27 protein-coding genes and 2 tRNA genes are annotated in these 24,247 nt (G+C 48.2%); 14 read left to right on the top strand and 15 right to left on the bottom strand.

The genetic code is table 11. The features are described 5' to 3' along the window. Nucleotides 1–1,529 (bottom strand): ATP-binding protein (locus R3177_RS04535; RefSeq protein ID WP_318969849.1); only part of this gene is annotated, 1,529 nt, incomplete at its 3' end. 200 nt (nucleotides 1,530–1,729) lie between these two features. On the opposite strand from R3177_RS04535, the gene R3177_RS04540 reads away from it, so the two are divergent. From R3177_RS04540 to R3177_RS04570, 7 genes are all read left to right on the top strand, one after another. Next, a tRNA-Phe gene (locus tag R3177_RS04540) sits at nucleotides 1,730–1,805 on the top strand. A gap of 80 nt (nucleotides 1,806–1,885) precedes the next feature. Next, nucleotides 1,886–1,961, top strand: a tRNA-Phe gene (locus tag R3177_RS04545). A gap of 195 nt (nucleotides 1,962–2,156) precedes the next feature. Beyond that, entirely contained in the window at nucleotides 2,157–4,316 is a 2,160-nt protein-coding gene (locus R3177_RS04550; protein WP_318969850.1) for a prolyl oligopeptidase family serine peptidase, read from the top strand. Between the two features lie 251 nt (nucleotides 4,317–4,567). Continuing rightward, nucleotides 4,568–5,776, top strand: coding sequence for a phosphopentomutase (locus R3177_RS04555; RefSeq protein WP_318969851.1), 1,209 nt, complete (start codon nucleotides 4,568–4,570; stop codon nucleotides 5,774–5,776). Between the two features lie 9 nt (nucleotides 5,777–5,785). Beyond that, nucleotides 5,786–6,487: a purine-nucleoside phosphorylase gene (deoD, locus tag R3177_RS04560; RefSeq protein WP_318969852.1), complete on the top strand. Its 702-nt coding sequence runs from the start codon at nucleotides 5,786–5,788 to the stop codon at nucleotides 6,485–6,487. A 29-nt stretch (nucleotides 6,488–6,516) separates the two neighbouring features. Further along, nucleotides 6,517–6,987, top strand: a complete 471-nt coding sequence (gene gpt, locus R3177_RS04565; RefSeq protein ID WP_318969853.1) for a xanthine phosphoribosyltransferase — start codon at nucleotides 6,517–6,519, stop codon at nucleotides 6,985–6,987. A 3-nt stretch (nucleotides 6,988–6,990) separates the two neighbouring features. Then, nucleotides 6,991–7,560 carry a nucleoside deaminase gene (locus R3177_RS04570; protein ID WP_318969854.1) on the top strand — a complete coding sequence of 190 codons (570 nt, stop codon included), beginning with the start codon at nucleotides 6,991–6,993 and terminating at the stop codon, nucleotides 7,558–7,560. Between the two features lie 96 nt (nucleotides 7,561–7,656). On the opposite strand, the gene R3177_RS04575 is transcribed toward R3177_RS04570, so the two are convergent. From R3177_RS04575 to queF, 8 genes are all read right to left on the bottom strand, one after another. Further along, nucleotides 7,657–7,881 (bottom strand): VF530 family protein, encoded by a 225-nt coding sequence (locus R3177_RS04575; protein WP_318969855.1) that lies wholly within the window; start codon nucleotides 7,879–7,881, stop codon nucleotides 7,657–7,659. A 69-nt stretch (nucleotides 7,882–7,950) separates the two neighbouring features. Next, the gene (locus R3177_RS04580; RefSeq protein WP_318969856.1) at nucleotides 7,951–8,958 is read right to left on the bottom strand and encodes an isocitrate dehydrogenase; all 1,008 of its coding nucleotides are present in this window, start codon (nucleotides 8,956–8,958) and stop codon (nucleotides 7,951–7,953) included. A 161-nt stretch (nucleotides 8,959–9,119) separates the two neighbouring features. Continuing rightward, entirely contained in the window at nucleotides 9,120–10,802 is a 1,683-nt protein-coding gene (locus R3177_RS04585) for a hypothetical protein (protein WP_318969857.1), read from the bottom strand. Then, entirely contained in the window at nucleotides 10,789–11,187 is a 399-nt protein-coding gene (locus R3177_RS04590) for a DUF3192 domain-containing protein (RefSeq protein ID WP_318969858.1), read from the bottom strand. The genes R3177_RS04585 and R3177_RS04590 overlap by 14 nt, the downstream gene beginning before the upstream one ends. Next, on the bottom strand, nucleotides 11,184–12,002 hold the full coding sequence (gene xni / locus R3177_RS04595) for a flap endonuclease Xni (RefSeq protein ID WP_318969859.1): 819 nt from the start codon (nucleotides 12,000–12,002) through the stop codon (nucleotides 11,184–11,186). The genes R3177_RS04590 and xni overlap by 4 nt, the downstream gene beginning before the upstream one ends. Nucleotides 12,003–12,004: 2 nt before the next feature. Next, nucleotides 12,005–13,363 carry a nucleotide 5'-monophosphate nucleosidase PpnN gene (gene ppnN, locus R3177_RS04600; RefSeq protein WP_318969860.1) on the bottom strand — a complete coding sequence of 453 codons (1,359 nt, stop codon included), beginning with the start codon at nucleotides 13,361–13,363 and terminating at the stop codon, nucleotides 12,005–12,007. A 36-nt stretch (nucleotides 13,364–13,399) separates the two neighbouring features. Then, on the bottom strand, nucleotides 13,400–14,944 hold the full coding sequence (locus R3177_RS04605) for a diguanylate cyclase (protein WP_318969861.1): 1,545 nt from the start codon (nucleotides 14,942–14,944) through the stop codon (nucleotides 13,400–13,402). Nucleotides 14,945–15,373: 429 nt separating this feature from the next. After that, the gene (gene queF, locus R3177_RS04610) at nucleotides 15,374–16,219 is read right to left on the bottom strand and encodes an NADPH-dependent 7-cyano-7-deazaguanine reductase QueF (RefSeq protein WP_318969862.1); all 846 of its coding nucleotides are present in this window, start codon (nucleotides 16,217–16,219) and stop codon (nucleotides 15,374–15,376) included. 63 nt (nucleotides 16,220–16,282) lie between these two features. Between queF and syd the strand changes: the two genes are divergently transcribed. Next, on the top strand, nucleotides 16,283–16,846 hold the full coding sequence (gene syd, locus R3177_RS04615) for a SecY-interacting protein (protein WP_318969863.1): 564 nt from the start codon (nucleotides 16,283–16,285) through the stop codon (nucleotides 16,844–16,846). Here syd and R3177_RS04620 read toward each other — a convergent pair. Beyond that, nucleotides 16,834–17,610 (bottom strand): DUF2310 family Zn-ribbon-containing protein, encoded by a 777-nt coding sequence (locus R3177_RS04620; RefSeq protein ID WP_318969864.1) that lies wholly within the window; start codon nucleotides 17,608–17,610, stop codon nucleotides 16,834–16,836. The genes syd and R3177_RS04620 overlap by 13 nt on opposite strands. Then, the gene (locus R3177_RS04625) at nucleotides 17,597–17,890 is read right to left on the bottom strand and encodes a hypothetical protein (protein WP_318969865.1); all 294 of its coding nucleotides are present in this window, start codon (nucleotides 17,888–17,890) and stop codon (nucleotides 17,597–17,599) included. The genes R3177_RS04620 and R3177_RS04625 overlap by 14 nt, the downstream gene beginning before the upstream one ends. A 202-nt stretch (nucleotides 17,891–18,092) precedes the next feature. Between R3177_RS04625 and R3177_RS04630 the strand changes: the two genes are divergently transcribed. Further along, entirely contained in the window at nucleotides 18,093–18,461 is a 369-nt protein-coding gene (locus R3177_RS04630) for a DUF3192 domain-containing protein (protein WP_318969866.1), read from the top strand. A 33-nt stretch (nucleotides 18,462–18,494) separates the two neighbouring features. On the opposite strand, the gene R3177_RS04635 is transcribed toward R3177_RS04630, so the two are convergent. Next, the gene (locus R3177_RS04635; RefSeq protein ID WP_318969867.1) at nucleotides 18,495–18,725 is read right to left on the bottom strand and encodes a DUF2789 domain-containing protein; all 231 of its coding nucleotides are present in this window, start codon (nucleotides 18,723–18,725) and stop codon (nucleotides 18,495–18,497) included. 163 nt (nucleotides 18,726–18,888) lie between these two features. On the opposite strand from R3177_RS04635, the gene R3177_RS04640 reads away from it, so the two are divergent. Further along, entirely contained in the window at nucleotides 18,889–19,545 is a 657-nt protein-coding gene (locus tag R3177_RS04640; protein WP_318969868.1) for a GNAT family N-acetyltransferase, read from the top strand. 29 nt (nucleotides 19,546–19,574) lie between these two features. Then, nucleotides 19,575–19,892, top strand: a complete 318-nt coding sequence (locus R3177_RS04645) for a DUF962 domain-containing protein (protein ID WP_318969869.1) — start codon at nucleotides 19,575–19,577, stop codon at nucleotides 19,890–19,892. On the opposite strand, the gene R3177_RS04650 is transcribed toward R3177_RS04645, so the two are convergent. Next, nucleotides 19,889–20,185, bottom strand: a complete 297-nt coding sequence (locus R3177_RS04650) for a DUF3301 domain-containing protein (protein WP_318969870.1) — start codon at nucleotides 20,183–20,185, stop codon at nucleotides 19,889–19,891. The genes R3177_RS04645 and R3177_RS04650 overlap by 4 nt on opposite strands. 76 nt (nucleotides 20,186–20,261) lie before the next feature. Between R3177_RS04650 and R3177_RS04655 the strand changes: the two genes are divergently transcribed. Genes R3177_RS04655 through R3177_RS04665 form a run of 3 tightly spaced genes read left to right on the top strand, consistent with a single transcriptional unit; the run spans nucleotide 20,262 to nucleotide 21,852 of the window. Then, the gene (locus tag R3177_RS04655; RefSeq protein WP_318969871.1) at nucleotides 20,262–20,615 is read left to right on the top strand and encodes a YqcC family protein; all 354 of its coding nucleotides are present in this window, start codon (nucleotides 20,262–20,264) and stop codon (nucleotides 20,613–20,615) included. Next, a complete protein-coding gene (truC, locus tag R3177_RS04660; RefSeq protein WP_318969872.1) occupies nucleotides 20,612–21,424 on the top strand; it encodes a tRNA pseudouridine(65) synthase TruC in 813 nt (270 codons plus the stop codon). The genes R3177_RS04655 and truC overlap by 4 nt, the downstream gene beginning before the upstream one ends. Next, nucleotides 21,406–21,852 carry a flavodoxin gene (locus R3177_RS04665; RefSeq protein WP_318969873.1) on the top strand — a complete coding sequence of 149 codons (447 nt, stop codon included), beginning with the start codon at nucleotides 21,406–21,408 and terminating at the stop codon, nucleotides 21,850–21,852. Before truC ends, R3177_RS04665 begins: the two co-directional genes overlap by 19 nt. On the opposite strand, the gene R3177_RS04670 is transcribed toward R3177_RS04665, so the two are convergent. Both R3177_RS04670 and cysZ read right to left on the bottom strand, forming a co-directional pair. Beyond that, nucleotides 21,839–23,131 (bottom strand): MgtC/SapB family protein, encoded by a 1,293-nt coding sequence (locus R3177_RS04670; protein ID WP_318969874.1) that lies wholly within the window; start codon nucleotides 23,129–23,131, stop codon nucleotides 21,839–21,841. The genes R3177_RS04665 and R3177_RS04670 overlap by 14 nt on opposite strands. Nucleotides 23,132–23,145: 14 nt before the next feature. After that, nucleotides 23,146–23,907 (bottom strand): sulfate transporter CysZ, encoded by a 762-nt coding sequence (gene cysZ / locus R3177_RS04675; protein ID WP_318969875.1) that lies wholly within the window; start codon nucleotides 23,905–23,907, stop codon nucleotides 23,146–23,148. Nucleotides 23,908–24,247 lie beyond the last annotated feature (340 nt).

Raw genomic sequence — 24,247 nt, forward strand, 5'->3', positions numbered from 1 at the left:
ACATATTCAATTTCATCTGATCGGCGCATCGGAATGCGGACGGTAAACTCAGTACCTTTACCCACTTCACTTTGCACATCAATGTCACCGTACATCAGTGAAGTCAGGCGCTGACAAATTGACAAGCCGAGACCAGTACCACCAAACTTACGGGTAATAGAACCTTCAGCTTGATTAAACGGCTGAAAAACATAGTTAATCTGGCGCTGTGTCATACCTCGGCCATTATCGGCGATAGTGAACTGGATTTGGCTGAACTCCATGTTCTCTTCCAGTTTGTCCGCTCGAATTACCACTATCCCTGTTTTCTGCGGTGTGGTTTCAGTAAATTTAATGGCATTTCCCGCCAGGTTATATAATATCTGGCGCAGTCGTACCGGATCTCCGAATAAACCATCCGGTATTTTAGGGTCGATATACAGCTTTAAATCAATCTGGCGCTGGTAGGCGACAGATACAAGGATCCGGCCCACGGCTTCAATAATATCGACTAACGACACCGGAATATTTTCCAGTTCAAGTTTGCCAGCCTCAATTTTCGAGAAGTCCAGAATATCATCCAGAATGCGCAGTAACGAAAACGATGACTCGCGAATCGTATCGGTCATCCGGAACTGCGAGGTGGACAATTGGGTTTTACGAAGCAAATCGATCGTGCCGATGATTCCATTCATTGGTGTCCGTATTTCATGGCTCATGGTCGCCAGGAACGTCGACTTAGCTTCATTTGCCCGCTCGGCAGTTAATTTAGCCGTTTCCAGGGCATCAGTGCGTTCTTTAATCCGGGTATCGACTTCCTGTTTCAGTTGGGCAATATCGGTTTCTGAATTCTTCAATGCCAGCTGGCCTTGTTCAATCCGGCGGAACAGCTGGTTAATGTAGCTACCCAAAACCCCAAAGTTATCATGGGCATGGCTCTCAACACTGCCATCAAACTGGTTTTTATCAAGCGCAGTTTTGGTGCCGCTGACTAAGGGTGTCAGTTTACGGTTAAAGTACACGGAAATAGCGTAAGCAAAGCTTAAACTCAGTAAGATACCCGCCAGCAGGCTACAGCTGAACGCTAGTATTAATGGCATCTGACTGCCTGCTGGCACGTAATGCACATTAATCAGCAGCGTTGTCTCCTCACTACTGATGATTCGGCTGACAATAAAAAAATCGCCTTGCTGTATTTCAAGATTTGCCAGCTCGGGTTCAGGCACAAAATTAGCCACATTAACGGTATTGGCAACCAGCTCCAGTTGCTGGTTAGTCTGACGGTATAAATAAACAGCCCGATTACTGTCAGCATTACGAGCCTGTAACAGCAGCTGTTCCGCAGCCTGAATATTATCATTGCGCAGCGGTATGCGAAGTGCATTGGCAAGGATGGTGGTTTCAGCACTCAGACGGGCCAGCTGATGCTCATCCCGGTTCTGCTCTGGCAGGGTAAACAAGGTAAATAACGCCGCCTGCAACAACAAAATAATCATGGCCATTAATGCCAGCCGGCGAAACATTGGTTTAGTGTAAGAGGTTTTTTCCATCAGCAGTCCATTTAAATGCATTGTACGGCGTACCCGGTAACCGGAGATATTGTAACAACTTTTTGCTCGCAGGCGCAGGGTTAATTTTAACCGCTGGCGAACAAAGCAGCAGAGGTTGGTTATTCACTGTCCGGTTGCAAGGCTTTTAGAAAAAATCTGTTGACTTAGCTTGGTAAAATCCGTTTAATACGACCCGCATTGCCCAGATAGCTCAGTCGGTAGAGCAGCGGATTGAAAATCCGCGTGTCGGTGGTTCGATTCCGCCTCTGGGCACCATCTTTTGGTGTCTTGTTCAGTTACTGCATCGTTGCCTGAGGCAATCAAGCGCAGCATAATTTTACCAGCACAACATTTTTGCCCAGATAGCTCAGTCGGTAGAGCAGCGGATTGAAAATCCGCGTGTCGGTGGTTCGATTCCGCCTCTGGGCACCACTATAAGTTAAAACGCCAGCTTAATGCTGGCGTTTTGCTGTTTAGCGATAAGTAGTTTCAATTTCAGCGAAGTCGCTTTGAGTCTACATAAATTCCAGATTGCTGAAATAGGCAAAAGCGATGTTCTTTGTTAAGCTCAGACGCGTTTTATCAAGCCTGATAGCCATTACAAAAATATCAACATCGGAGTTTTTCATGAAACATGCTATTACCTTGTTAGCGGCTGCCATGCTCAGTGCGTGCGGCGGTGCTAAACAAGATGTAACAACCAGCCAGGATGTCACCGTGAGCGCAGAGCAGCAGCAACTTACTTACCCTGTAACCCGCAAGGGAGAAACCGTCGATAATTATTTTGGCACAGAGGTAGCAGATCCGTACCGCTGGCTGGAAGATGATCGCAGCAGTGAAACTGAAGCCTGGGTTAAAGCACAGAATGAGCTGACCTTCTCTTACCTGGCAGAAATTCCGTTTCGTGACGAAATACGGAAAAAATTAGAAAAATCCTGGAATTTCGAGCGGATTGGCGCGCCTTTTAAAGAGGGTGAATACTTCTATTTTTATAAAAATGATGGCTTACAAAACCAGTTTGTATTGTATCGTCAAAAAGACGGGGGAGAAGCAGAAGTCTTTTTAGACCCAAATACCTTCAGTGAAGACGGTACCACGTCACTGGCCGATATTGAGTTCTCCAGAGATGGCAGCCTGGCGGCCTATGCGATTTCAGAAGGCGGCAGTGACTGGCGCAAGATCATTATTATTGATGCCAAAACCAAAGAGCAGCTGGAGCCAGCCCTGATTGATGTCAAATTCAGTGGTATCTCCTGGGTGGGCAATGACGGCTTCTTTTATTCGAGCTATGACAAGCCAGAAGGCAGTGAACTATCTGCGATGACCGACCAGCATAAACTTTATTACCATAAACTCGGCACCGCTCAGGCGGACGATAAGGTGGTGTTTGGTGATACGGCTGAACAGAAACACCGCTATGTCGGCGCATCCGTCACCGAGGATGACAAGTACCTGCTGGTATCAGCTGCCGTGTCTACGTCAGGCAACAAGCTGTTTTTAAAAGATCTGACCAAAAAAGACAGCCAATTTGTAACGATTCTTGATCATACCGACTCTGATACCGATTTGCTGGCTAATGACGGTGACAAACTGTATCTGGCAACTAACCTTAATGCGCCAAACCGCAAAGTGGTGGTGACCTCTGCGGCTGCACCAACACCGGAAAACTGGCAGGTACTGATCCCGGAAACTGAAAATGTCCTGCGGATCAGTAAAGGAGCCGGTTATTTGTTTGCCAACTATATGGTAGACGCCATAGCTCAGGTTAAACAGTATGATTACAGTGGTAAACTGGTCAGAGAAATTGAGCTACCGGGTATTGGCAGTGTTTCCGGCTTCAGTGCTAAGAAAGATGCAGAAAAGTTGTATTACTCGTTTGCTAACTATACAACACCGTCGAGCATTTATGCGTTTGAACCCGACAGCGGTAAGTCAGAATTATATAACAGCCCGAAAATAGACTTTAATCCGGACAACTATACCTCTGAGCAGGTGTTTTATACCTCAAAAGACGGTACTAAGGTGCCGATGATTATCAGCTATAAAAAAGGTCTGAAAAAAGATGGCACCAATCCGACTATCCTGTATGGCTATGGTGGTTTTAATGTCAGCCTGACACCGTCATTCAGTGTCGCTAATGCAGTATGGATGGAAATGGGGGGCGTATATGCCGTTGCCAACCTGCGTGGTGGTGGCGAGTATGGAAAGGCCTGGCATAATGCCGGTGTGCAGCAGAAGAAACAAAATGTGTTTGATGATTTTATTGCCGCGGCAGAATATCTGCAGCAGCAAAACTATACTTCTGCTAAAAAACTGGCTATTCGCGGTGGTTCAAACGGTGGCTTGCTGGTTGGTGCTGCGATGACCCAGCGTCCGGAGCTGTTTCAGGTCGCCTTGCCGGCCGTAGGGGTGCTGGATATGCTGCGTTACCACACCTTCACCGCAGGCGCAGGCTGGGCTTATGACTACGGTACGGCTGAGCAGTCTGCTGATATGTTTCAGTATTTAAAGGCTTATTCACCAGTACATAATGTCAGGGAAGGCGTAACGTATCCGGCTACCATGGTAACCACTGCTGATCATGATGACCGGGTGGTGCCGGCTCACTCCTTTAAATTTGCCGCTGAACTGCAGGCAAAGGCGACAAAAGTGAATCCGCAGTTAATCCGGATTGATGTTAATGCCGGCCATGGCGCAGGTATGCCGGTATCGATGGTGATTGATCAGGCAGCTGATATTTTCAGCTTTACTCTGTACAGCATGGGTTATCAGCAACTGCCACAGTAACAGTCTGACCAGTACACGGATTACTGCTGACAAAAAACGGCGCTTCGGCGCCGTTTTTTTGTTTGCCTGCCGGCCGCGCTGAAGCTTGATAAAAGCTACGTCAGACTGCAAAGTAACAGTTAAACTTGTAAAACACCGGGTGGCATATTAAAGTGCGTGCCCTTTTTATTTTTTCATGGTCCGGGCAATAACTGATTAACAGGCGATTGCTCCGATCCGGCTGGTGCACTTTTACAGTGGGAGTCCACAGTATGGCAAAGGCAGTGATCCTGGTTCTGGATAGTTTTGGTATTGGCAGCGCGCCCGATGCCGATCGTTTTGGTGACGTGGGTGCCAATACTTTTGGCAGCATTGCCCGCGAGTTTGTTAAACAGAAAGGCCGCCGGCTGGCACTGCCAAACCTGGCCCGATTAGGCCTGGTAAAAGCGGCTACCGCCGCGGGCAACAGTGCGCCTGACACAGACGACAGCAGTGATCTGCATGGTGCTTATGGTTATGCCCGCGAGCTTAGCAGCGGCAAAGATACTCCCAGTGGTCACTGGGAAATGGCCGGCGTGCCGGTATTGTTTGAATGGGGTTATTTTAACAAGAAAACCGACAGCTTCCCGCCTGAACTGATTGCTGAGCTGTGTCAGCGCACCGGGGTAAGCGGCATTTTGGGTAATTGTCACGCCTCTGGCACCGATATTCTGCGCAAACTTGGCGATGAGCATGTTAAAACCGGTAAGCCAATATGTTACACCTCAGCAGACAGTGTGTTTCAGGTTGCAGCCCATGAAGCGCACTTTGGTCTGGAAAAGCTACTCAGCTTTTGCCGGGTGGCCCGCGAGTTGCTTAATGAATACAACATTGGCCGGGTAATCGCCAGGCCATTTACCGGTGATAGTGCCGATAATTATGTCCGTACCGGTAATCGGCGTGACTACTCAGTATTACCGCCGGCTCCAACGGTGCTGGATAAACTGACAGACGCCGGTGGCAAAGTGATCAGCATTGGTAAAATTGCCGATATTTTTGCTCATCAGGGGATTAGCGAAAACATCAAAGCCACCGGGCTTGAGGCGTTAATTGATACCACGCTTGAGCAGATGAAAAGGCAGCCGGACCGCAGTCTGGTGTTTACTAATCTGGTGGATTTTGACCAGAATTATGGTCACCGGCGTGATGCAATAGGCTATGGTGAGGCATTGGAGTATTTTGACAGCCGCTTACCTGAGTTGCTGGCGGCCTGCGCTGATGACACCTTACTGCTGCTGACAGCAGACCATGGTTGTGACCCCACCTGGCCAGGGACTGAACATACCCGCGAATACATCCCGGTGCTGGCGTATCAGCCGGGGCTGGCCAGTACTGATTTAGGCGAGCGGATGAGCTTTGCTGACATAGGCCAGACCCTGGCCGACTATTTTAAGCTGGACGCCATGGCGCACGGCGATTCCTTTATTTCTAAATTACATTAAGAGAGAATTATGGCTACTCCTCATATTAACGCTGCTGACGATGCTTTTGCGCAAACGGTACTGATGCCCGGTGATCCGCTGCGGGCTAAACATATTGCCGAAACATTTCTGACCGATGCGGTGTGTATTAATACCGTGCGCAATATGTTTGGTTATACCGGCACCTATCAGGGCAAGCCGGTCAGCGTGCTGGGTTCAGGCATGGGTGTTCCGTCAATGTCACTCTATGCTACTGAATTAGCTAAATTCTACGGTGTGAAAAACATTATCCGCATCGGTTCTTGCGGTGCGTTACCGCTGGAGGTGAAAGTCCGGGATGTGGTTATCGCTATGGGGGCCAGTACCGATTCTGCTGTTAATCGTAACCGTTTTACGGGGATGGATTTTGCGGCTATTGCCAATTATGACTTACTGGAAAAAGCTGTGCAGGCTGCCCGTGCTAAACAGATAAACGTTAAAGTCGGTAATGTTTTCACCTCTGACTTATTTTATAACCCGAGCGAAACGCTGTTTGATACGCTGGAGAAATACGGTGTTCTGGCGGTGGAAATGGAAGCGGCAGGTTTATATGGTGTCGCAGCTGAGTATGGTATTAATGCGCTGGCCATCTTAACGGTCAGCGATCATATTCGTACCGGAGAAGCACTGGATGCCGATTTGCGCCAGACCAGCTTTAATGAAATGGTCGAAATTGCCTTGTCATTAATTTAAACAGTTATCTGATTACAGCCGGAACTATTATGTCTCTTACCACCAATAAAATGTTTTATGTTTCCTGGGAAGCATTTCACCGGGCCACTAAGGAATTGGCGCAGCAGCTGCTTGGCCGCGACTTCAGTGCCATTGTTGCCGTAAGCCGTGGCGGTCTGGTGCCAGCGGCCATTCTGGCCCGGGAGCTGAATATCCGGGTGGTCGACAGTATTTGTGTTGCCAGCTATGATCACGATAAACAAGGCAGTTTACGCATTCTAAAAGATGCCAGCCTTAAGGATAACGCCAGACTGTTAATTGTCGACGATCTGGTGGATACCGGTGTTACCGCGCGGGCCTTGCGCGAGCACTTCCCACAGGCCTGTTTTGTCACTGTATATGCCAAGCCACAGGGTAAGCCACTGGTTGATCATTATGTCACTGACATAGAACAGGACACCTGGATCCAGTTGCCCTGGGATATGGAGCTGGCTTACAGCAAACCCTTAGCGGAGCATTAAAAAATGGCAGCGGTACAACAAGTGACAATAAGCTTGCCAGACTGGATCAATGACGTGGTCGACTGGCAGAAAACCTACAGCAATGATACTGAGAAAATGGCACTGGCAGTAGAGTTATCAAGACAAAATGTGCTGCGCGGTACTGGCGGGCCTTTCGGCAGCGCTATTTTCGACTGTACCAGCGGCGCACTGCTAAGTGTGGGTGTAAACCGGGTAATGCCGATGCACAACTCAGCAGCGCACGGTGAAATGGTCGCCATTATGTTAGCTGAGCAACAGCTGCAAAGCTTTAGCTTAAATGCTGATGGTGTAAAACGCGAGCTATTTACTTCTTGCGAGCCGTGCGCCATGTGTTTAGGTGGCACGCTGTGGAGCGGAATAAAACGGCTGGTATGCGCCGCCACCGCAGAGGATGCCCGGGATTTAGGCTTTGATGAAGGCCCGGTAAATGATGGTAGTTATCAGTATTTAGCCGAGGCGGGCATTGAGGTAGTACGGTTTATCCAGCGCGACGCCGCTAAACAAGTGCTGCAGCATTACGCTGTCGGCGGTGGCGAGATTTATAACGGCTAGCGCGATAGCTGAAAGAAAAGGCAGCGACTTCGTTTGTATGGGCTGACAGCGGGCTGGGTCATTGTGCTGCCGCAGCCTTACATCAGTTTTAACAGGCTATTTCTGATGCAACTTAGAGGCAATAAACAACGCTTCAGTTTTTTCGCGCGCCCACGGGGTTCTGCGTAAAAACTTCAGGCTGCTTTTTACTGACGGATCGGTCTTAAAACAATTGATGTCAATCTTCCGTGCCAGCTCAGGCCAGCCGTAATGATCGACCAGAGCGGTGACAATCTGCTCAAGTGTAATGCCATGTAACGGATTGTTCTGTTGCTGACTCATGCTGACTCCTTGGTACCGGCAGTTAAAAAAATAGCCACCCGCAGGCGGCTATTTCCTGATAAAAAGCGATTATAACCGCTCTAACAGCGCTTCGGTAAAGTCAGTAGTGCCAAAACTGCCACCCAGGTCGCGGGTAGTTCTGTCGCCGCTGGCAATCACATCGGCCAGGGCCGCGCGGATTTTCTCCGCTTTATCCTGCATTTTTAAATATTCGAGCATTTGAATGGATGCGAGGATAACCGAGCTGGGGTTCGCAAGGTTTTTACCGGCGATATCCGGTGCACTGCCGTGAACGGCTTCGAAAATAGCACAATCCTTGCCGATATTGGCACCGGGAGCCATGCCCAGGCCGCCAACTAAACCGGCACATAAATCAGAGATAATATCGCCAAACAGATTAGTCGTTACAATAACGTCAAACTGCTGAGGGTTCATTACCAGCTGCATGCAGGCATTATCTACAATCATTTCCTGTGCTTCAATATCTGGGTAACGGCCCGCCACTTCACGGGCGACTTTCAGAAATAAACCTGAAGTTGATTTCAGAATATTAGCTTTATGGACAATCGTGACTTTCTTGCGGTTTTCACGCCGGGCAGTTTCAAAAGCAAACACAGCGATCCGTTCGGCACCTTCGCGGGTAATGATGCTGCTGGCTTCCGCAGTCATGCCATCGTCAGACACCTGTTGGCGATGACCGGAATACATGCCTTCAGTATTTTCGCGGATGGTAATAATATCGATATTTTCGTACCGGGCCTTGGTGCCTTTAAATGAGATAACTGGCCGGACGTTGGCATACAGGCTGAATTTCTTGCGCAGCGTCACATTTATTGACGTAAAGCCCTCACCTACCGGGGTCGTCAGTGGCCCTTTTAAGGTGATCTTATTGCGGGCAATGGCATCTAATGTTGTCTGCGGCAGCAGCTCGCCGGTCTGCTCCAGCGCCGTCAGGCCTGCATCAACATATTCGTAGTCAAAATCACAACCGGCTTTGGTTAATACTTCAATGGCGGCCTCAACGATACTTGGGCCGATGCCATCACCTTTAATGACAGTAATGGTTTGCTTACTCATCTGGATCCTCAGGGTGTTTAAAAGGGGAATACCGGCAGACGCTAGTCGGTCTGGAATGGCGCAACTATAGCATTTTTAACATTATTTCGCCACTTTGGAGGAAACTTACCATAGAAACGGGCGTTATACTGACTATAATGCGGCTGAATGATGTAATTAAACTACATTTCCGCTAATGGATAGTAACATTGGCTGGCTGAAATTAACTGCTGCTGCCAGTACGATGCAGGATGCCGGGTTAAATTAAGCCGGGTTGCTGCAGTCTGAAGCGAGGCAGCAAATTGTTTATAGCTGATATTATCGGCAAAAAAAACCGTCATGGCCAGTTGCCAGCTAAGGCGAAGTAACTGGGTTAACGGCGCTGGCTGTGGACTATGCCAGGTTTGCATTGCCTCAGACCAGTCTGGTTGCTGATAATGGTCGAGCAATTGCCGGGCCTGCACTGAATAGTGCTCTGCCTGCCAGATATGCTGCCTGATATAAACACCAAGTAACTGTTGCTGCCGCACTTGTCGTGCCAGTGCGGTATGGGGCAGGACAGGATGCTGCCATAAGCTTACACTGAGGCAGCGGGCGATAACACCCGCCATACAAGCGGGCACTGACATTGGCGTCGCGGCACTTAACAGGCGTAGTGACTCGGTCAGGCAGTGTTGTAACTGCTCAAGCCAGCCCTGGTAGGGATGACGATGGTGCTGACAGTAGTGATCCAGCTCTGCCTGGGCAACCCAATCCTGTAATGCATCCTGGCCCAGCATGGTAATGGCATGACGCAAACGGTTGACCGGCAGCTGCTGACGGCTGAGACCAGTAGCGGCTTGCTGCAGAAAGTGGCTGAGCTCAGGTCGGCTTTCCAGCAATTGCACCTGTTTACTGATATTAAGCCCGGTCAGCTTGTGAAACAGAGATGCGTCAAAACAGTTTTGCAACGTATACTCTGTGGGCTGGACTAACAGGCCGGGGTCTGGTTCGAGCAGGGTCAGCCAGCTAATATCCCGGAAGAATTGCGGATTTAATAACGTCAGGTCCGCCAGTGCTGCTTGCGCCACTTCACTACCGATAGCTTTGCTCGCCGGGTCGAATTGGCGGACATAGACCTGAGCAGACTCAGCAAGCTCACTGTGCGGCACTACACCGCTGATAAACCAATAGTGCACTGGTTTGTCAGTTGCAACTTTAACGCTGGCAAAACGACCTGGCAGCGCCTGAAGTTTCGCCAGTTTATCTAACAGACTAAACCATTTTGCTGTCTCAGCCCGATGGCTCTGATAGTTGCTCAGCAATTGTTCCAGGCCAATCTGCTGACCCGTTTGTGGCGATAAAAGTTCAGCCAGCTGGCAAACGCTTGCCAGCAGAGGCCCGTCTGGGTGCAGCTGCCAGGCAGGTTGTCGCTGGCTGTTGCAGGCGCCAATAAGCAGCGCCAATGGCGCCTGCTTATTATTTTGATCAGACTGTTGCAGCCTTTTTGCGGCACTGACTAAAGCGCCAACGGAGCTTGCGTTATCAGGGCTAAAGGCCGCACTAACGAGGATTGCTTGCAGCAGATATTGACTGCGGGGCCTTTGCCAACCAAAACTATGACTGAATATCAGCCCCAGGGCCAGCATTTTTAGTGCTCTGGTCAGCACCGGAGACATATGACGCGGCGTCAGATTCAGCTGCGCGATAATGCTGACTGAGTTTGCGCCAGCCAAGGCGGTAAAATAACGACTTAACTGAGCGCTTTGTAATAATATGGCGGAGATATCCGCTGCGGCTCCCGCTGCCTGGAGCTTGATGCCTGCTTGTCTGAATTGTTGTAACGCCCGATAAAAATCGGGCCATGAGGTATCAGCTGTTGTCATTGTTAACATACTGCTGATATTGGCTTATGGCCACATCACCAATCGCAACCAGCTGACGGTTGATAAACAACAAGGCAGTACATTCATCCTCGGTGGTAATACCATCAGGCAACTTTCGTTGGGTCCGGTAATACATTAACTGATATACCTGACCATTCAGCTGCACAGCTTTAGTAATATCGGGGCCGCCAAGGCGACCTGTTACTTCATCCTGTGTCCGGCTTTCAGACAGTTTATAACGACCAATAATTTTGGCATTAAAATTATCCCGATGTTGCCAGGTCATTTGTGCCGGATCATCTTTATAGAATAACAGTACCGCAACAGTCAGTACTACGTATAGTGCAAAACCACCAACAAATAACACAACAGGCTTTATTTTCATGGCTGTTCCTGCATCGATTCCGGCAATCTTAATTCCTGTAAATTAAGCCCCAGCTCCAAGGTGGTCTGCAGGCTGAGAACCTGCATATAAGTGATGATTGCTTCTTTATGACTGAGTATTTTATCCCGTAATTTTTTAGGACAGTCAGGATGCGCCAGCGCATCAGTCAGGGTATCCCCTAATGCCATCAGCTCCAATGCCGTTTTCGGTCCTACACCGCTTACGCCCGCTATGTTATTAGTACTGTCTCCGGTAAGGCTCCATAATCTGACAAGTTGCGCCGGGGCTACCCCGAACTTTTTTTCAACATCGGCAGGCGTAAGTTGCTGACGGGCGAATGGGTCATAAATTCTAATACCCTGAGTCAGCAGCGGCAAGAAGCCTTTGTCGGTTGAGACAATGGTGACCTGTTGCTGATGCTGATTAAGCTTACTGGCAATGCTGGCAATAATATCGTCTGCTTCAAGTTTAGCATCGGTAAAACAGCGAAAACCATGTTCTTGCGCAGTGACCTGCAGCAGCGGCAGAGCTTCTGCCAGTATCTGGGGCATGGGCTTACGGTTTGCTTTGTACTGTGGACAGCGTTGCTGGCGCCACTGGCTGTCTCGGCCATCAAACACCAGCAAAGCATGACTTGGCGCCAGTTCCTGGCGCAGCCGCTGTAGCGCCTGCAATAACATACTCCGGGTATTGTTGATAATCTGCTGGCGGGTGCCATCGGTAACCTGTTCAGGTAACGGCAGATAAGGTCTTTCCTGCACAGCATACAGGCGTCTAATCAGATTCAGGGCGTCAATCAACACCAGGTGCATCATAGTCAGCGAATGATCCTGTAACATGGTACATAAGCGGTACCAGGCAGTTTCATTCTGCCCTGGTCAACGAATGCCTGAAGCAGGGTATCCATCATTTGCATCAGCACCGGTTCTCCTGATAACTGAAAAGGACCATGTTGGCGGATTGCCCGGATCCCCTCATCTTTAACATTACCGGCGACAATACCAGAAAACGCCCGTCGTAAATTGGCAGCCAGTTTCGCCTTGTCTTGTTCCAGGTGCAAGTCCAGTGCGGCCATATTCTGGTGATTCGGGATAAAAGGCTGCTGAAACTGCGGGTCAATATCCAAGGTCCAGTTAAAGTGATAGGCATCCCCTGTTGATTTACGATATTGGCGCACATCGGCGCAGCCTTGCTTTAATGTGCGGGCTACTTTGGCCGGGTCATCAATAATTATTTCAACCAGCCGCAACGCTTCGTTGCCGAGAGTACTTTGAATAAAGTTGGCGATTTCATTGAAATAGGCTTCTGACTGGCGCGGGCCGGTCAGAATAATAGGCAGCTGTTGCTCTGCATTCGTCTTTTTCAGCATAATGCCTAACAGATACAGCAGTTCTTCAGCAGTGCCGGCTCCCCCCGGGAATACAATAATACCATGGGCGACCCGGACAAAGGCTTCAAGCCGTTTTTCAATGTCCGGCAGAATGACCAGCTCGTTAACGATAGGGTTTGGCGGTTCGGCTGCAATAATGCTGGGTTCAGTCAACCCCAGATATCTTCCGGTACGGATCCGTTGTTTATTATGGCCGATAGTCGCCCCTTTCATCGGGCCTTTCATGGCTCCAGGACCACAGCCGGTACAAATATCCAACCCACGCAGGCCCAACTGATAACCGACCTCCTTGGTATACTCGTATTCAATTTCATTAATCGAGTGCCCCCCCCAGCAGACAATCATACTGGGCACATAGGTGGCATCAACCACCCGTGCGTTGCGCAGGATATCAAAAACAGTATGGGTTACCTGACGCGGATCCTGCAGCTCCCTTGCTTTTGTTTCGGCAGAACGGCGGGTATGGTAAAACAAGATATCCCTGAGCACAGCAAACAGGTGTTCGTGAATACCTTTAATAATGACGCCATCGACAAAAGCACTTTCCGGCGGGTTAGTCAGTTCGATTTTTATGCCCCGTTCACGGGCCAGTAAATTGACACTGAAATCTCTGTACTGCTCATATATTTCGGCTGAACTGTCGGTGTGGCTGCCGACATTAAGAACAGCCAGACAACAATTACGAAATAGTGCGAAAGCTTCTGATTCGGTGTTATTTTTTAAACGTTCAACTTCAAGCTGAGACAGTAAATCCATGGCGCCTAACGGGTTTAAATGCACCTGCATCTGTTACTCCAATACTGATTGTGTGCTGGACCAGCGTCAGATTTTTAATATAACGCGATCGCGGCCGGCTTTTTTAGCTTCGTAAAGTGCTTCATCTGCCCGATCAAAAACCTGACGGCTGGTATCTTCAGCGGTTAATTGGCTAGCCCCAAAGGAAATGGTGATAGGGACTTTCTGACTTTTAAAAGTAAAAACAATATTTTTAATTTTTTCTCTTAACTTATTAAGTGGCGCGGCAAGTTCCTCCAGCGCTGTTTCCGGAAATAAGATAACAAACTCTTCACCACCATAGCGGGCAATAAAATCTGTTTCGCGTAATCCCTGCTGTAATGCTTTGGCGATCACTTTCAGGGTTTTATCTCCAGCACTATGACCATAATTGTCATTAATACTTTTAAAATGATCAACGTCAGCCAACGCAATGCAAAGTGGTTTCTGGTAGCGCTGCCAACGTTTTATTTCCAGTGCCAGACGCTCGTCAAAAGCAGCCCGGTTAGGAATTTCAGTTAACGAATCCTGTAGACTGCGAAAACTCTGTTCAGCAAGTTTGGTTCTGAAACTTTGCGCCTCGGCTTCCAGTTCTTTTAATCGTAACTCCATACCATTTAATGTTATTAAAATAGCCTGGCGTTCTGCTGTTTCCAGTTGCTCTTTCGACTTCAGCGCATCACTGATACTGCCAAGGCGCTGCGTGACTAAGTCTTTTAACTGCTCCAGTGAAGTCGCATTTTTTGTGCTTTGCCCCAGCTGGGTAATTTGTTGCTCAATTTGCTGGTTAAGAATATCCAGTTTCTGATGCAGCTTATCTGCCTTTTTTAATGACAGACTAACCGCTTGCTGCACAGATGACAGGGCATCATTCAGTTTGAGCAAAAAGTTTTCAGCTGACTGGCGCTCTTCATTAATGCTGGCGACGATAACAGTGATGGTTTGCAGGCACGCATCGAGTAGCGCTTCAATTGTCAGATTATCCAGTAAACTCTGCCGGATCCGGGTAATTTGCGGCGCGCTTTTTTCAGCAAATGCCAGCTCGCTTAATAAATTAGTTAATTCAACACTGATTTGGCGGCAGATATGATGATAACGCACTTCATCATTGTCTTTACTGTGTTCAATTTGCTGTTTGGATTGCAAGGCACTTTGATACAGATGCGTCAGGTTGGTTAAATGAGGCAAAAAAGCCTTAACCGTGGACGGGGGTTCGGCCACTTCAGTTAACAGCTGCCGTAAATCACGGCGTAGTTGATCGGGCAAGCCCTTTTGCTGCTGTAACAACTTGCCAGCCTGATTCAGCTGCAGCTGAATTTCTTTCATATCTCGTTGCTGTTTTGCCTCCAGCAATTGCAGGCTTTGGTTAGTGTCGGCAATAAAAGGGATCAGCTTCTCCAGATCAGTGCCTTTTGCCAACTCAGTACGCAACTTGGCGAGCCGGTTGTCCAGCTCCAGGTCAACGCCTTTACATGCCAGTGATAACCTGAGAACAAACTGAGCCAGGATCTTAAACTGACTCTCGTAAGCGTCTTCCAATGTTTTACGCGCTTTAATTGCACTGGCCAGTTGCTGCTTCAGATCATCTTGCAAAGGCTACACCTTTAATAGATAAATGTTAAAAAAGCTGTTTAGATTTAAGTATATCTGTAAACATCGGAAATGCGATCACTGTTTAAGCATTTTCTTGCTGGCAATGAATACAAAAACAGCGAGCCTAAGCTCGCTGTGCGCAGGGAACAAAAATGGTTTACCGACCCGCTTATTTATACAGGTAATAAGGTAACCAGGATGTTTCTTCTTCAGAGGTAAGATAATACATAAGGGGCGATCCTTCTTGCCAGCACAGTGGATTAGTCCGTCTAAGCCACAGCACTATTAAACCAGAAACTGCTCGCGGTTGAAAGTTTGCCTGTAATAATCCAGGTTAAATTTCATCCTGGCCGGCTGTATTGGCTTGTTTACAGTTGAAATCAGCGGTTTTATGCTAAATTACTGAAAGCTGGATTGAAAGTTTTCAGTTTACTGTCGGCTTAGCCGCAAATTAGGTAACTGATATTTAGCACTGGCCCTTACCGGATTAATATCAAGACCGCCGCGCCGGGTATAACGGGCATACACCAGCAAATATTCTGGGTTGCAACGTTGCCAGATATCGAGAAATATTCGCTCAATACATTGTTCATGAAATTCATTGTGGCTGCGAAAGCTGATGAAATAACGTAACAAGGCCGCATGGTCAATTGCGGGCCCGCGATAATGCACGTATATGCTGGCCCAGTCTGGTTGCGAGGTAATCAGGCAATTTGATTTTAATAAGTGTGAATGGACTTTTTCATCAACGACACCTGGCTTGTCAGCCAGTTGCAAAAGTTGTGGATTATACTGATAGCTATCGATACTGATATCCAGATCATCAAGACAGTGTCCCGGTATCCAGGTAGGTTGGAATGCCATGATTTCATTGACGTTATGCAGAGTTACCCGCACCGTACTGCCGGCACAGGCGGACAAGTCACGCTGTAAAGCCTGATATACTTGTCTTAAATCAGCAAAACGACTTTGATTAAAGCTGTTTAAGTAAAGTTTAAAAGATTTAGATTCAATCAGGTTAGCTGATGTAACCGGCACCACAAAGGTGGCTAACGCTACCATAGGCTTGCCTTTGGCATTAAGCCAGGATAACTCGTAACCATGCCAGATATCCTCGCCGATAAAGGGCAGTATTCCCGGAGCCCCCAGGCCAATACTTTCCCTGCCCAGCGCCCTGGGTACAGCCTGTAACAGGCTGGCATCATAGTGCTGTGCATAAGCTGTCGATTTGCCAAGGCTTAGCCCGGCCATAATTTCTGAGTGGCTTTTTGTCATCTGGCTGTTAATCCGGTTAGAATGCGGCCGATCTTAGCATAACTTCATGTCAGAGTAGAGAGGATGTCCGTGTTGTCATTAGCACAGTGCTACCATAATTTTATTGACCAGACTCAGAGCTGGTACCAGCAACAAAACCTGACCCTGCAAGCGTGGACTGCGGACCCTGCCAGCCCGGCTCCCTGCCAGCTAGCCGTGCTGGATGAAAACCAGGTAAGCTGGCAACCGGTACGCCAGCAACCCCCTGCCGATTTCAGCAATGTTGAGCATGCATTGGATTTGACATTACACCCGGATATTAAACTGTTTTACAGTTTATATTACGGTGCGGGTCTTGGCGCCAGCCACAGTCGGGGGCCGTTACAGTTACTGATGGTCTGGGATCAGGCTGATCTGTCACGGTTACAGGAAAATATTATCGGTCATATTTTAATGAAGCGGCGTTTGAAGCAAGCTGAGACGGTATTTTTCGCATTGACTGATGATGACAACATGGTGTTATCAGTATTAAATCACAGCGGCGAAGTGTACCTTGAAACGGTTGGCAAGGACGTCAAAGAAAAACTGGCAGAGTCGCTGGCTGAGTTTATCAGCCAGCTAAGCCCGGCAGCGTATCAGGGGGTCTGACATTCCCAGGGGATATTGCTCAACAGATAACAGCGGTCACATTTAAAATCGAAAATATCCAGTAGCGGTGTCGTCAGTCTCCAGTCAGCACCGCAGCCAGGGCAAGGTTTTGTGGCTTCCAGAGCACAGTTTTTGCTGCTACCACTGTAAAGCGCATAATAAACCGGTAGCCTGTTTTGTCTGGCAATATGTCTCGCCAGTTGCCGGCCTTGCCGGTTCAGCTTACTGTTCAGCTGTTGCAAACTGTTTTCAGCTGTATGTCGCAGCACCCGCTGCGCTTGTTGCTGGATCTCATCCAGTGCCTGAAACTGGATTTGCCAGCGAATTAACGTTTCATGGTCTTCACCGGTAGACGGTTGCCACTGATATAAGGGGAGTGGCGCCAAATCTGCTAAATTTCGAAGCGGCGAGCAGTTATCGCTGAAGGTAGTAAAAAGCAGCAAAGCCTCAGTATTTTGAGTGCTGTAGTGCTGCGACATAATGTCCATCCCAAGCAGCTGCAATTTTGGATAGGCCAGACCTGCGTCCGCCAGCTGCTGCTCTGCCTTTAGCGCTCTGGTGCTGAGATAGGGGCGGTTCAGGGCATCAGGTGCAGGCAAAACCAGCCTGCTGCTAAAATGTTCCTGCTGCCATGCGGTTGGGAATTCTCGACCAATAATATTGCCATTAAAAATAAGCGCTTCGCTAAATTGGCGGATTGCCGCTTCAGCGCGGCTAAAACTGGTATCAGCAATAACCTTGTAGCTCAGTTCAGCCAGATACATGTTGCTGCTCCAGCAGGGCAAGCAATCTGTCCAGTTTACTTTCAATGCGCTGCAATTGCTCAGTCAGTGGGGCAGTTTCTGCTAACTGAGAGGTAATCTCTGTGGCCTGAGGTACAGTGTCAGCCGGCAGTTGCTGCCGCCAGATTTGATAGGCTGAAAAAAGCGCCGGTGCGGTTAACTGTCCGGTTAAGCGGGCTTTAAATAATGCCAGGCTGGGAGTTTTACCTTCCGCGCGTAACTTGGCGGCAGTTTGCTGTAGCAGTTCAATTGGCGAGCTCATTAACTATTCTTAAATTTGACCATTAATTAGTTAAATTTAGCATCGGCCAAGTCTGATAGATAGAGTCTCTTTAGTAATTTATTGATTTGTAAATTAAAAAAAGTTGGTATCGAATTTGCTAATTTTTATAATGTGACAGGCATGGTTGCCTGCGAGCCAACTGATAACAGTAACAGACAATAATAAAGAATGGAGTATTAATATGATAATCAGAACCCTGAGCTTACTTGCATTAACCGGCTTACTGACGGGTTGTGTTGTGGCGATTGGCGATAAAGATTATGAAAGTTCAGACGGTGCTGACAATGAGTGGCGGAAAACTCAACGGGAAAACCTGGCCCAGATAAATCAGTTCCAGCCTGGAATGGCCTTTAATAATGTAATAGCACGGATGGGTAATCCCGATTTTACTGAGTTTCTGGTTAAAGATGGTAATCAGGTACAAGTATTGTTTTACCGCACCCAGCATAAGCGCAGTGACGGTAAAACAACCAAAGATGAATGCACTCCATTGATTTTTATCAATAATGAATTACATAGCTGGGGCGAAAAAGCATACCAGCAACTGTAATTTAAGTATCGGGCTGCCGGACATCCCTCTGCGCTATTTGCGCAGTTGGGTGTTCAGCTCATCAATTGTCATTACCCAATCAGCATCCTGTCGAAACGATTCTTTCAGAAAATGACGTTGTGCCTGATTCCAGAAGGGGGCATCGACCAGCTCAATATCATCAGATAAGCGATGCTTGCTGATAAAGCGTTTAATATCTTCATCACTATTGTCCAAACCTAACTGCATAAACAGGTTAGCCATATTATGGTTTGATGTGTCCATTATTATCTCCTCTAAATGAATACAGGCTGTCATTAATTACTATAAGCATAGCCAGTACCGGCCAATAAGCCTAATATTAGGCTTGCAGAAGCCTGAAAACCGGCTTGGCAACACCAGACCTGACTGCTATTGTGGTTGAAAAAACAACAATAAGAGATCCAAGATGACGGCAATACTGAACACGTTTAATCCGGAGCAATTAAAAGCGGCGCTGTTAAATGGCGAAGAATTGAAGCTGGCAGCGTCATTGCTCTATCAGTCTTATCATGATGACCCACTGTTTTTAACCATTTTCCGGGGCGATACGGCTGATTATGAACAACGTTTACGGTCTGCTATCCGGGAGGAACTCAATACGTTCTGGCAAGCGCAGCAGCCACTGGTTGGCTTGTTTCATGCTGAGCAGTTGCTGGGTGTAGCGTGTGTCGTTGGGCCTGACTCTGGGATCGGTAGCAACCGGTTATGGCACTGGCGTTTAAAGATGCTGCTGACTGCCGGTTATGTCTCAACCCGGCAGATGCTGGAAAAAGAGCAAAGAATTCACGCAGCTATGCCTTATCAGCATTATCATATGCTGGCATTTATTGCTGTGTCGCCCAACTATCAGCATCTGGGCCTTGGTCATTACCTCATCCATGCTGTCGATAGCATTGTTGATGAACATCCGAGCTCCAGCGGTATCGGTGTTTTTGTCACGCTTGCCAAGTATCAGTCATTTTTTGCTGATGATAAGTATCAGAAGGTAACCGAGCTTGCCTTTGGTTCGGTCAGTGGCAGCCTGATGTTCCGACCACGGCAAACTCAGGCCGAGCCAGCATAAAACATTGCATAAACAGGAGAACAGAGACGATGTCTGGTTTTAACAGCTTTGCCGAGTTTTATCCGTATTACCTGAGCGAGCATCGCCATCCGGTATGCCGGACTTTGCATTATATTGGCAGTGGTCTGGTTATTGCTGTGCTGTTATTTGTGCTTTTTACTCAGCAATGGCGTTGGTTATGGCTGTTGCCGGTGATAGGTTATGGCTTTGCCTGGCTTGGCCATTTTATTTTCGAGCACAATAAACCGGCAACCTTTAAATATCCTCTATACAGCCTGGCCGCTGACTGGGTCATGCTGAAAGACTTTTTAACCGGCCAGCTTAAAGATAAATTACCACCGGCTTAAATCCGGTGTGCCGGCAAGTTAAACGCAGCCAGCCGCATACCGCTTAATACCAGTTCGGCCGGATAACGGCTTTCACCATCTGCACTGAAGTCAACCTGATATAAGGTAGTAAATCGTAACCGGCCATTAATTTTACGTAAGCTGTGGCCATTGCGGCCGCAATCCAGCATTTGTAATTGCTGCTGCTGGCACAGCTGTTTTGCCAGCAGTCGTGCCCGCTCGTCCTGTTTGCGCTGCAGCCAGAACAGATAACACACCGTGCTGATAAACAGCAATAATAACACCGGACCCATAATTCTCTCCTGCGACGATGTGCTGATAATGCTGGCGAAATGTCTATTTTACAAGTGCTGGTGGTCGTAAAAGCTTATGGTAAACTGGCGTCCGCACAGTGAGGATATTATGTCAGAAGTCGTTAAATCATTACTTATTCAGCTTGAAACTGAGTTAAAACACCAACAGTTGTGGAGTGCTGTCCCTCCTGCCGAGCCGGCGCTGGCGAGTCCTTATCCGTTTTGCTGTGATACGCTGCGGCTTGAGCAATGGTTACAGTTTGTGTTCCTGCCAAAACTGTGGATACTAATTGAAACCGGCCAGCCATTACCTGCCAAAGTCAGTGTGTTACCTTATGCTGAAGAAGCGTTCAAAGCTCAGGGGCAACAATTACAGCCGTTGATGCGGTTGATAAAGCAAATTGACAGCACCCTGACGGCGCAGCCATGAGTTCAGCCGAACCTTTTGTGCTAAGCGTGCCCTTAGCCATTCTGTATCAGGATCAGTATATCGTCGCAGTGGATAAACCCAGCGGCATGCTGGTTCATCGTTCGTTTCTGGATAAACATGAAACGGTCTTTGTTATGCAGACATTGCGCGATATGTTGGGCCAGCATGTATTCCCGGTGCACCGGCTGGATAGGCCAACATCCGGCGTATTGTTATTTGCCTTGTCCGCTGAGATAGCAAGACTGCTAGGGCAACAACAGGAACAGCAGTTGTGGCGAAAATATTATCTGGCTGTGGTGCGGGGTTTTATGACCTCAGCAGGTCAGTTAGATTACCCGTTAAAGGAAGAGCTGGATAAAATTGCGGACAAATTCAGTCGTGCTGATAAAGCGCCACAGCATGCCGTTACCCGGTATCAGCCGCTGCAACAGATTGAGCTTCCTATTCCTGTCAGCAAGTATCCGGCAGCCCGTTATTCTCTGGTGGCTTTACAGCCACTTACCGGCCGTAAACATCAGTTACGCCGGCATCTGGCGCATTTACGTTATCCGATTGTCGGTGACACCAGCCATGGTGATGGTAAGCACAACGCCTTGTTTAAGCAGCATTTTAACTGTCGCCGTTTATTATTAGTGGCAAAACAGCTACAGTTGCCGCATCCGGTAACGGGTGAAACCTTAAGCTTGTCTGCGGGGTTGAATGAACTGGAGTCGTTGTTCAGCCAGTTTGGATGGCCGCTGGCCGAAGATTATTATCAGCAGCAATTTGCTGCGCACTTTCTGGAGGAAAAATGGCAAAAATCGCCCTGATTGTGGGGTCCGTCTATGGCGGCGCCCAGTATGTTGCCGAGCAGGCTGCGCCATTGTTAACCAACATTGGCCATGAGGTGGTATTGTTCGATGAGCCGAAGCTTGATCAAGTCAAAGCGCTTGATGCCGGGGTATGGCTGGTAATTACCTCTACGACCGGTCAGGGTGATATTCCTGATAATTTGCTGCCGTTTTATCTTGAGTTAAAGAGCCGGTTTCCACTATTGGCAGGAAAGCCCTTTGCTGTTATTGCATTAGGCGATAGCAGTTATGAGACTTTTTGCGGCGCGGGCGAGCAAATGCGGGAGCTTTTGCTTGAGTTACAAGGGAGTGAGCTGGCGCCAATGCTGCGGATTGACGCCTGTGAAACACTGGAACCAGAGAATATCGCGCTGCCCTGGCTGGAACAACAGCTTAAAAAAATCTGAGTAAAGCAATACTAATACCGCCGGTCAGGCAGATCAGCACCGTTGCAATGATCAGGCTTTTGGCCAGTGGTTTACTGCCCAGTACTATAACCATTCCGCATTTTACCAGGGTATTACTCAGTGCTGCTACGGTAATGGCGCCTGCCGCAAGTGTCAGGCTACCTGTGACTGACCGCGCATAATCTGCCATTGATAACGTAATGGCGTCCACATCAGTCAGTCCGGCAACAGCGGCTAACAAATACAGGGTTTCGCTGGGTGTATAAAGCTGAGCAAATTTAACCAGTATCAGAATCACGGCAAAAAACAGGCCGAATTTTATTGCCGCAATCAGACTGAACGGGTTTTTCACTGATACTTCACTTTGCTCCGGCCGCGCCAGTTGCTGTTTATTGCCCCGCCAGTAAAATACGCCCGCCAGGGCCGCCGTGGTGCTTGCCATGGCGCCAAAAGGGATGAGCAGCAGGGGGATTAGCGGTTTATAAACGATCATAACGGTCACCAGTACTCTGATAAACATTACCAGCCAGGCCAGCAGAATGCCGGTTGCCTGAGTGTCGGCCGTCATGTTGTTACCCTGAGTTTTGCTGTTGCGGGCAAAACTGAGGGTTGTCGCCGTTGAAGACGCCAGACCGCCAGTAATTCCGGTAACCACGGCACCATGGGCTTCACCAAGCCAACGAACAGCGACGTAACCCAATAATGACATGGCAGAAATAAGCACCACTAACAGCCACAACCGGTAAAGATTTAAGGCCTGCCACGGATCAACGGGAGCATTTGGCAGTAACGGCAAGACGATAAAGCTGGCGATCAACAGCTTCATAATGGCATACAGGTCTTCATTGCCAATTTTATCGACCAGCCCATGCAGGGGCTGTTTAAACGTCAGAATGGCAGAGGTCAGAATGCCCAGCATCACTGCAAGCTCAGTGTAGCCGTACATGACGGCACCGCCCAGTAAGCAGACCGTAATGGCGCTTAACTCGCTGGTTAAGCCGCTGAATCCATCGCGCCGCCGGTTCTCCATGACAAAAGCCACACTGGCAACTACACCGACGATGAGTACCACTGCAATGAATAACCAGGCAGATTGCAGATGTAATGATAACCAGGCAGATACCGCGCCGGCCTGAGCAACCAGGATAAAGGTCCGTAAACCGCCAAAACTGCCCGGCTGTTCATTGCGACGATGTTTTTCACGCTCCATACCGACCAATGCGCCAAGCAGCAGGGCGATGAGAAACTTTTGAACCAGATCAAAATCAAATGCATTCATGTTAAAGGTTATTCTTAACAGTACTTGTCGAGTTTCCGGTATTGGATCTCGCCCGGGCGTTGCAATTCTGGATCATGCCAGGCTGCCAGTTTATCAACCCACATTGCAGTAGCGCCACAAACCGCGATAGGCATTACAAACAAGTTAAACAGCGGGATCATACAAGCAACGTTTACCATAATACCAAAACTATAGCTAGCGACTGGCTGACGTCGCAGCTGGCTACGCATAACTGTAAAGTCGATACGGTGGTTATCGAAAGGATAATCAAGATAATGGATTGCCAGCAACCAGCTGGTAAATAAAAACCATAATACCGGGCCTGCAACCGGCAAAAATAATAACAGTACAAATACAATAATCGCTCGCGGCAGGGCATAGCGGAGTTTCTGCCATTCCCTTGCCAACATTCGCGGTGTGTCTTTGATAAAACCACTAAAGCCAATCTCTGGTAAGGGCTTGCCGGTTAAGTGTGCTTCCACTTTTTCACTAAGCAGGCCATTAAAAGGGGCGGCAATAAAGTTGGCTACCATTGTAAAGCTGTACGCCAGACCAATTATCATTGATAAAATACCCAGTGGTATCAGCAGATACTCAAGCCAGTGGAGCCAGGCTGGCAGGTAATGCTGCATGGCTGCTACCATCGCCTGAACCTGTTGCATCAGCAGGAAAAATGCCGCAGAAAAAAGCAGTAAATTGATTAAAAGTGGGATCAACACAAAGCGTTTTAAGCCTTTAGTACCAATTAATGCTGCGCCCTGAAAAAAGTAATGCATGTATTGTTTGTCCAACCGAAATAAAACTTATGCTTGCAGTATATGATGCCGCAATCAGATTGTGGCAGAAACAAAAAGGTTTTTAGTAACAGAATATATCGTCAGAGCAAACTATGCTGGCCTTACTGGCGGTTTTTTATGCTAGAATGCGCGCAGTTTTGTCGGACGACAGCAGATTTTGCTGCTGAATAAACTTAGGGTGAAAAATGGCAATGTTTGGCTCAGCACTGGTATTTGGTTTAACCACACTTTTTTTTCTGGCAGGGTTAACCTGTCTGATTTCGGCTCTGCTGGTGCCTGCTGATGGTGGTGCAGAAAAACGTTTTGAAAAGCGGCTTGA

The sequence above is a fragment of the Arsukibacterium sp. genome (assembly GCF_033722355.1).
GTDB lineage: Bacteria > Pseudomonadota > Gammaproteobacteria > Enterobacterales > Alteromonadaceae > Alishewanella.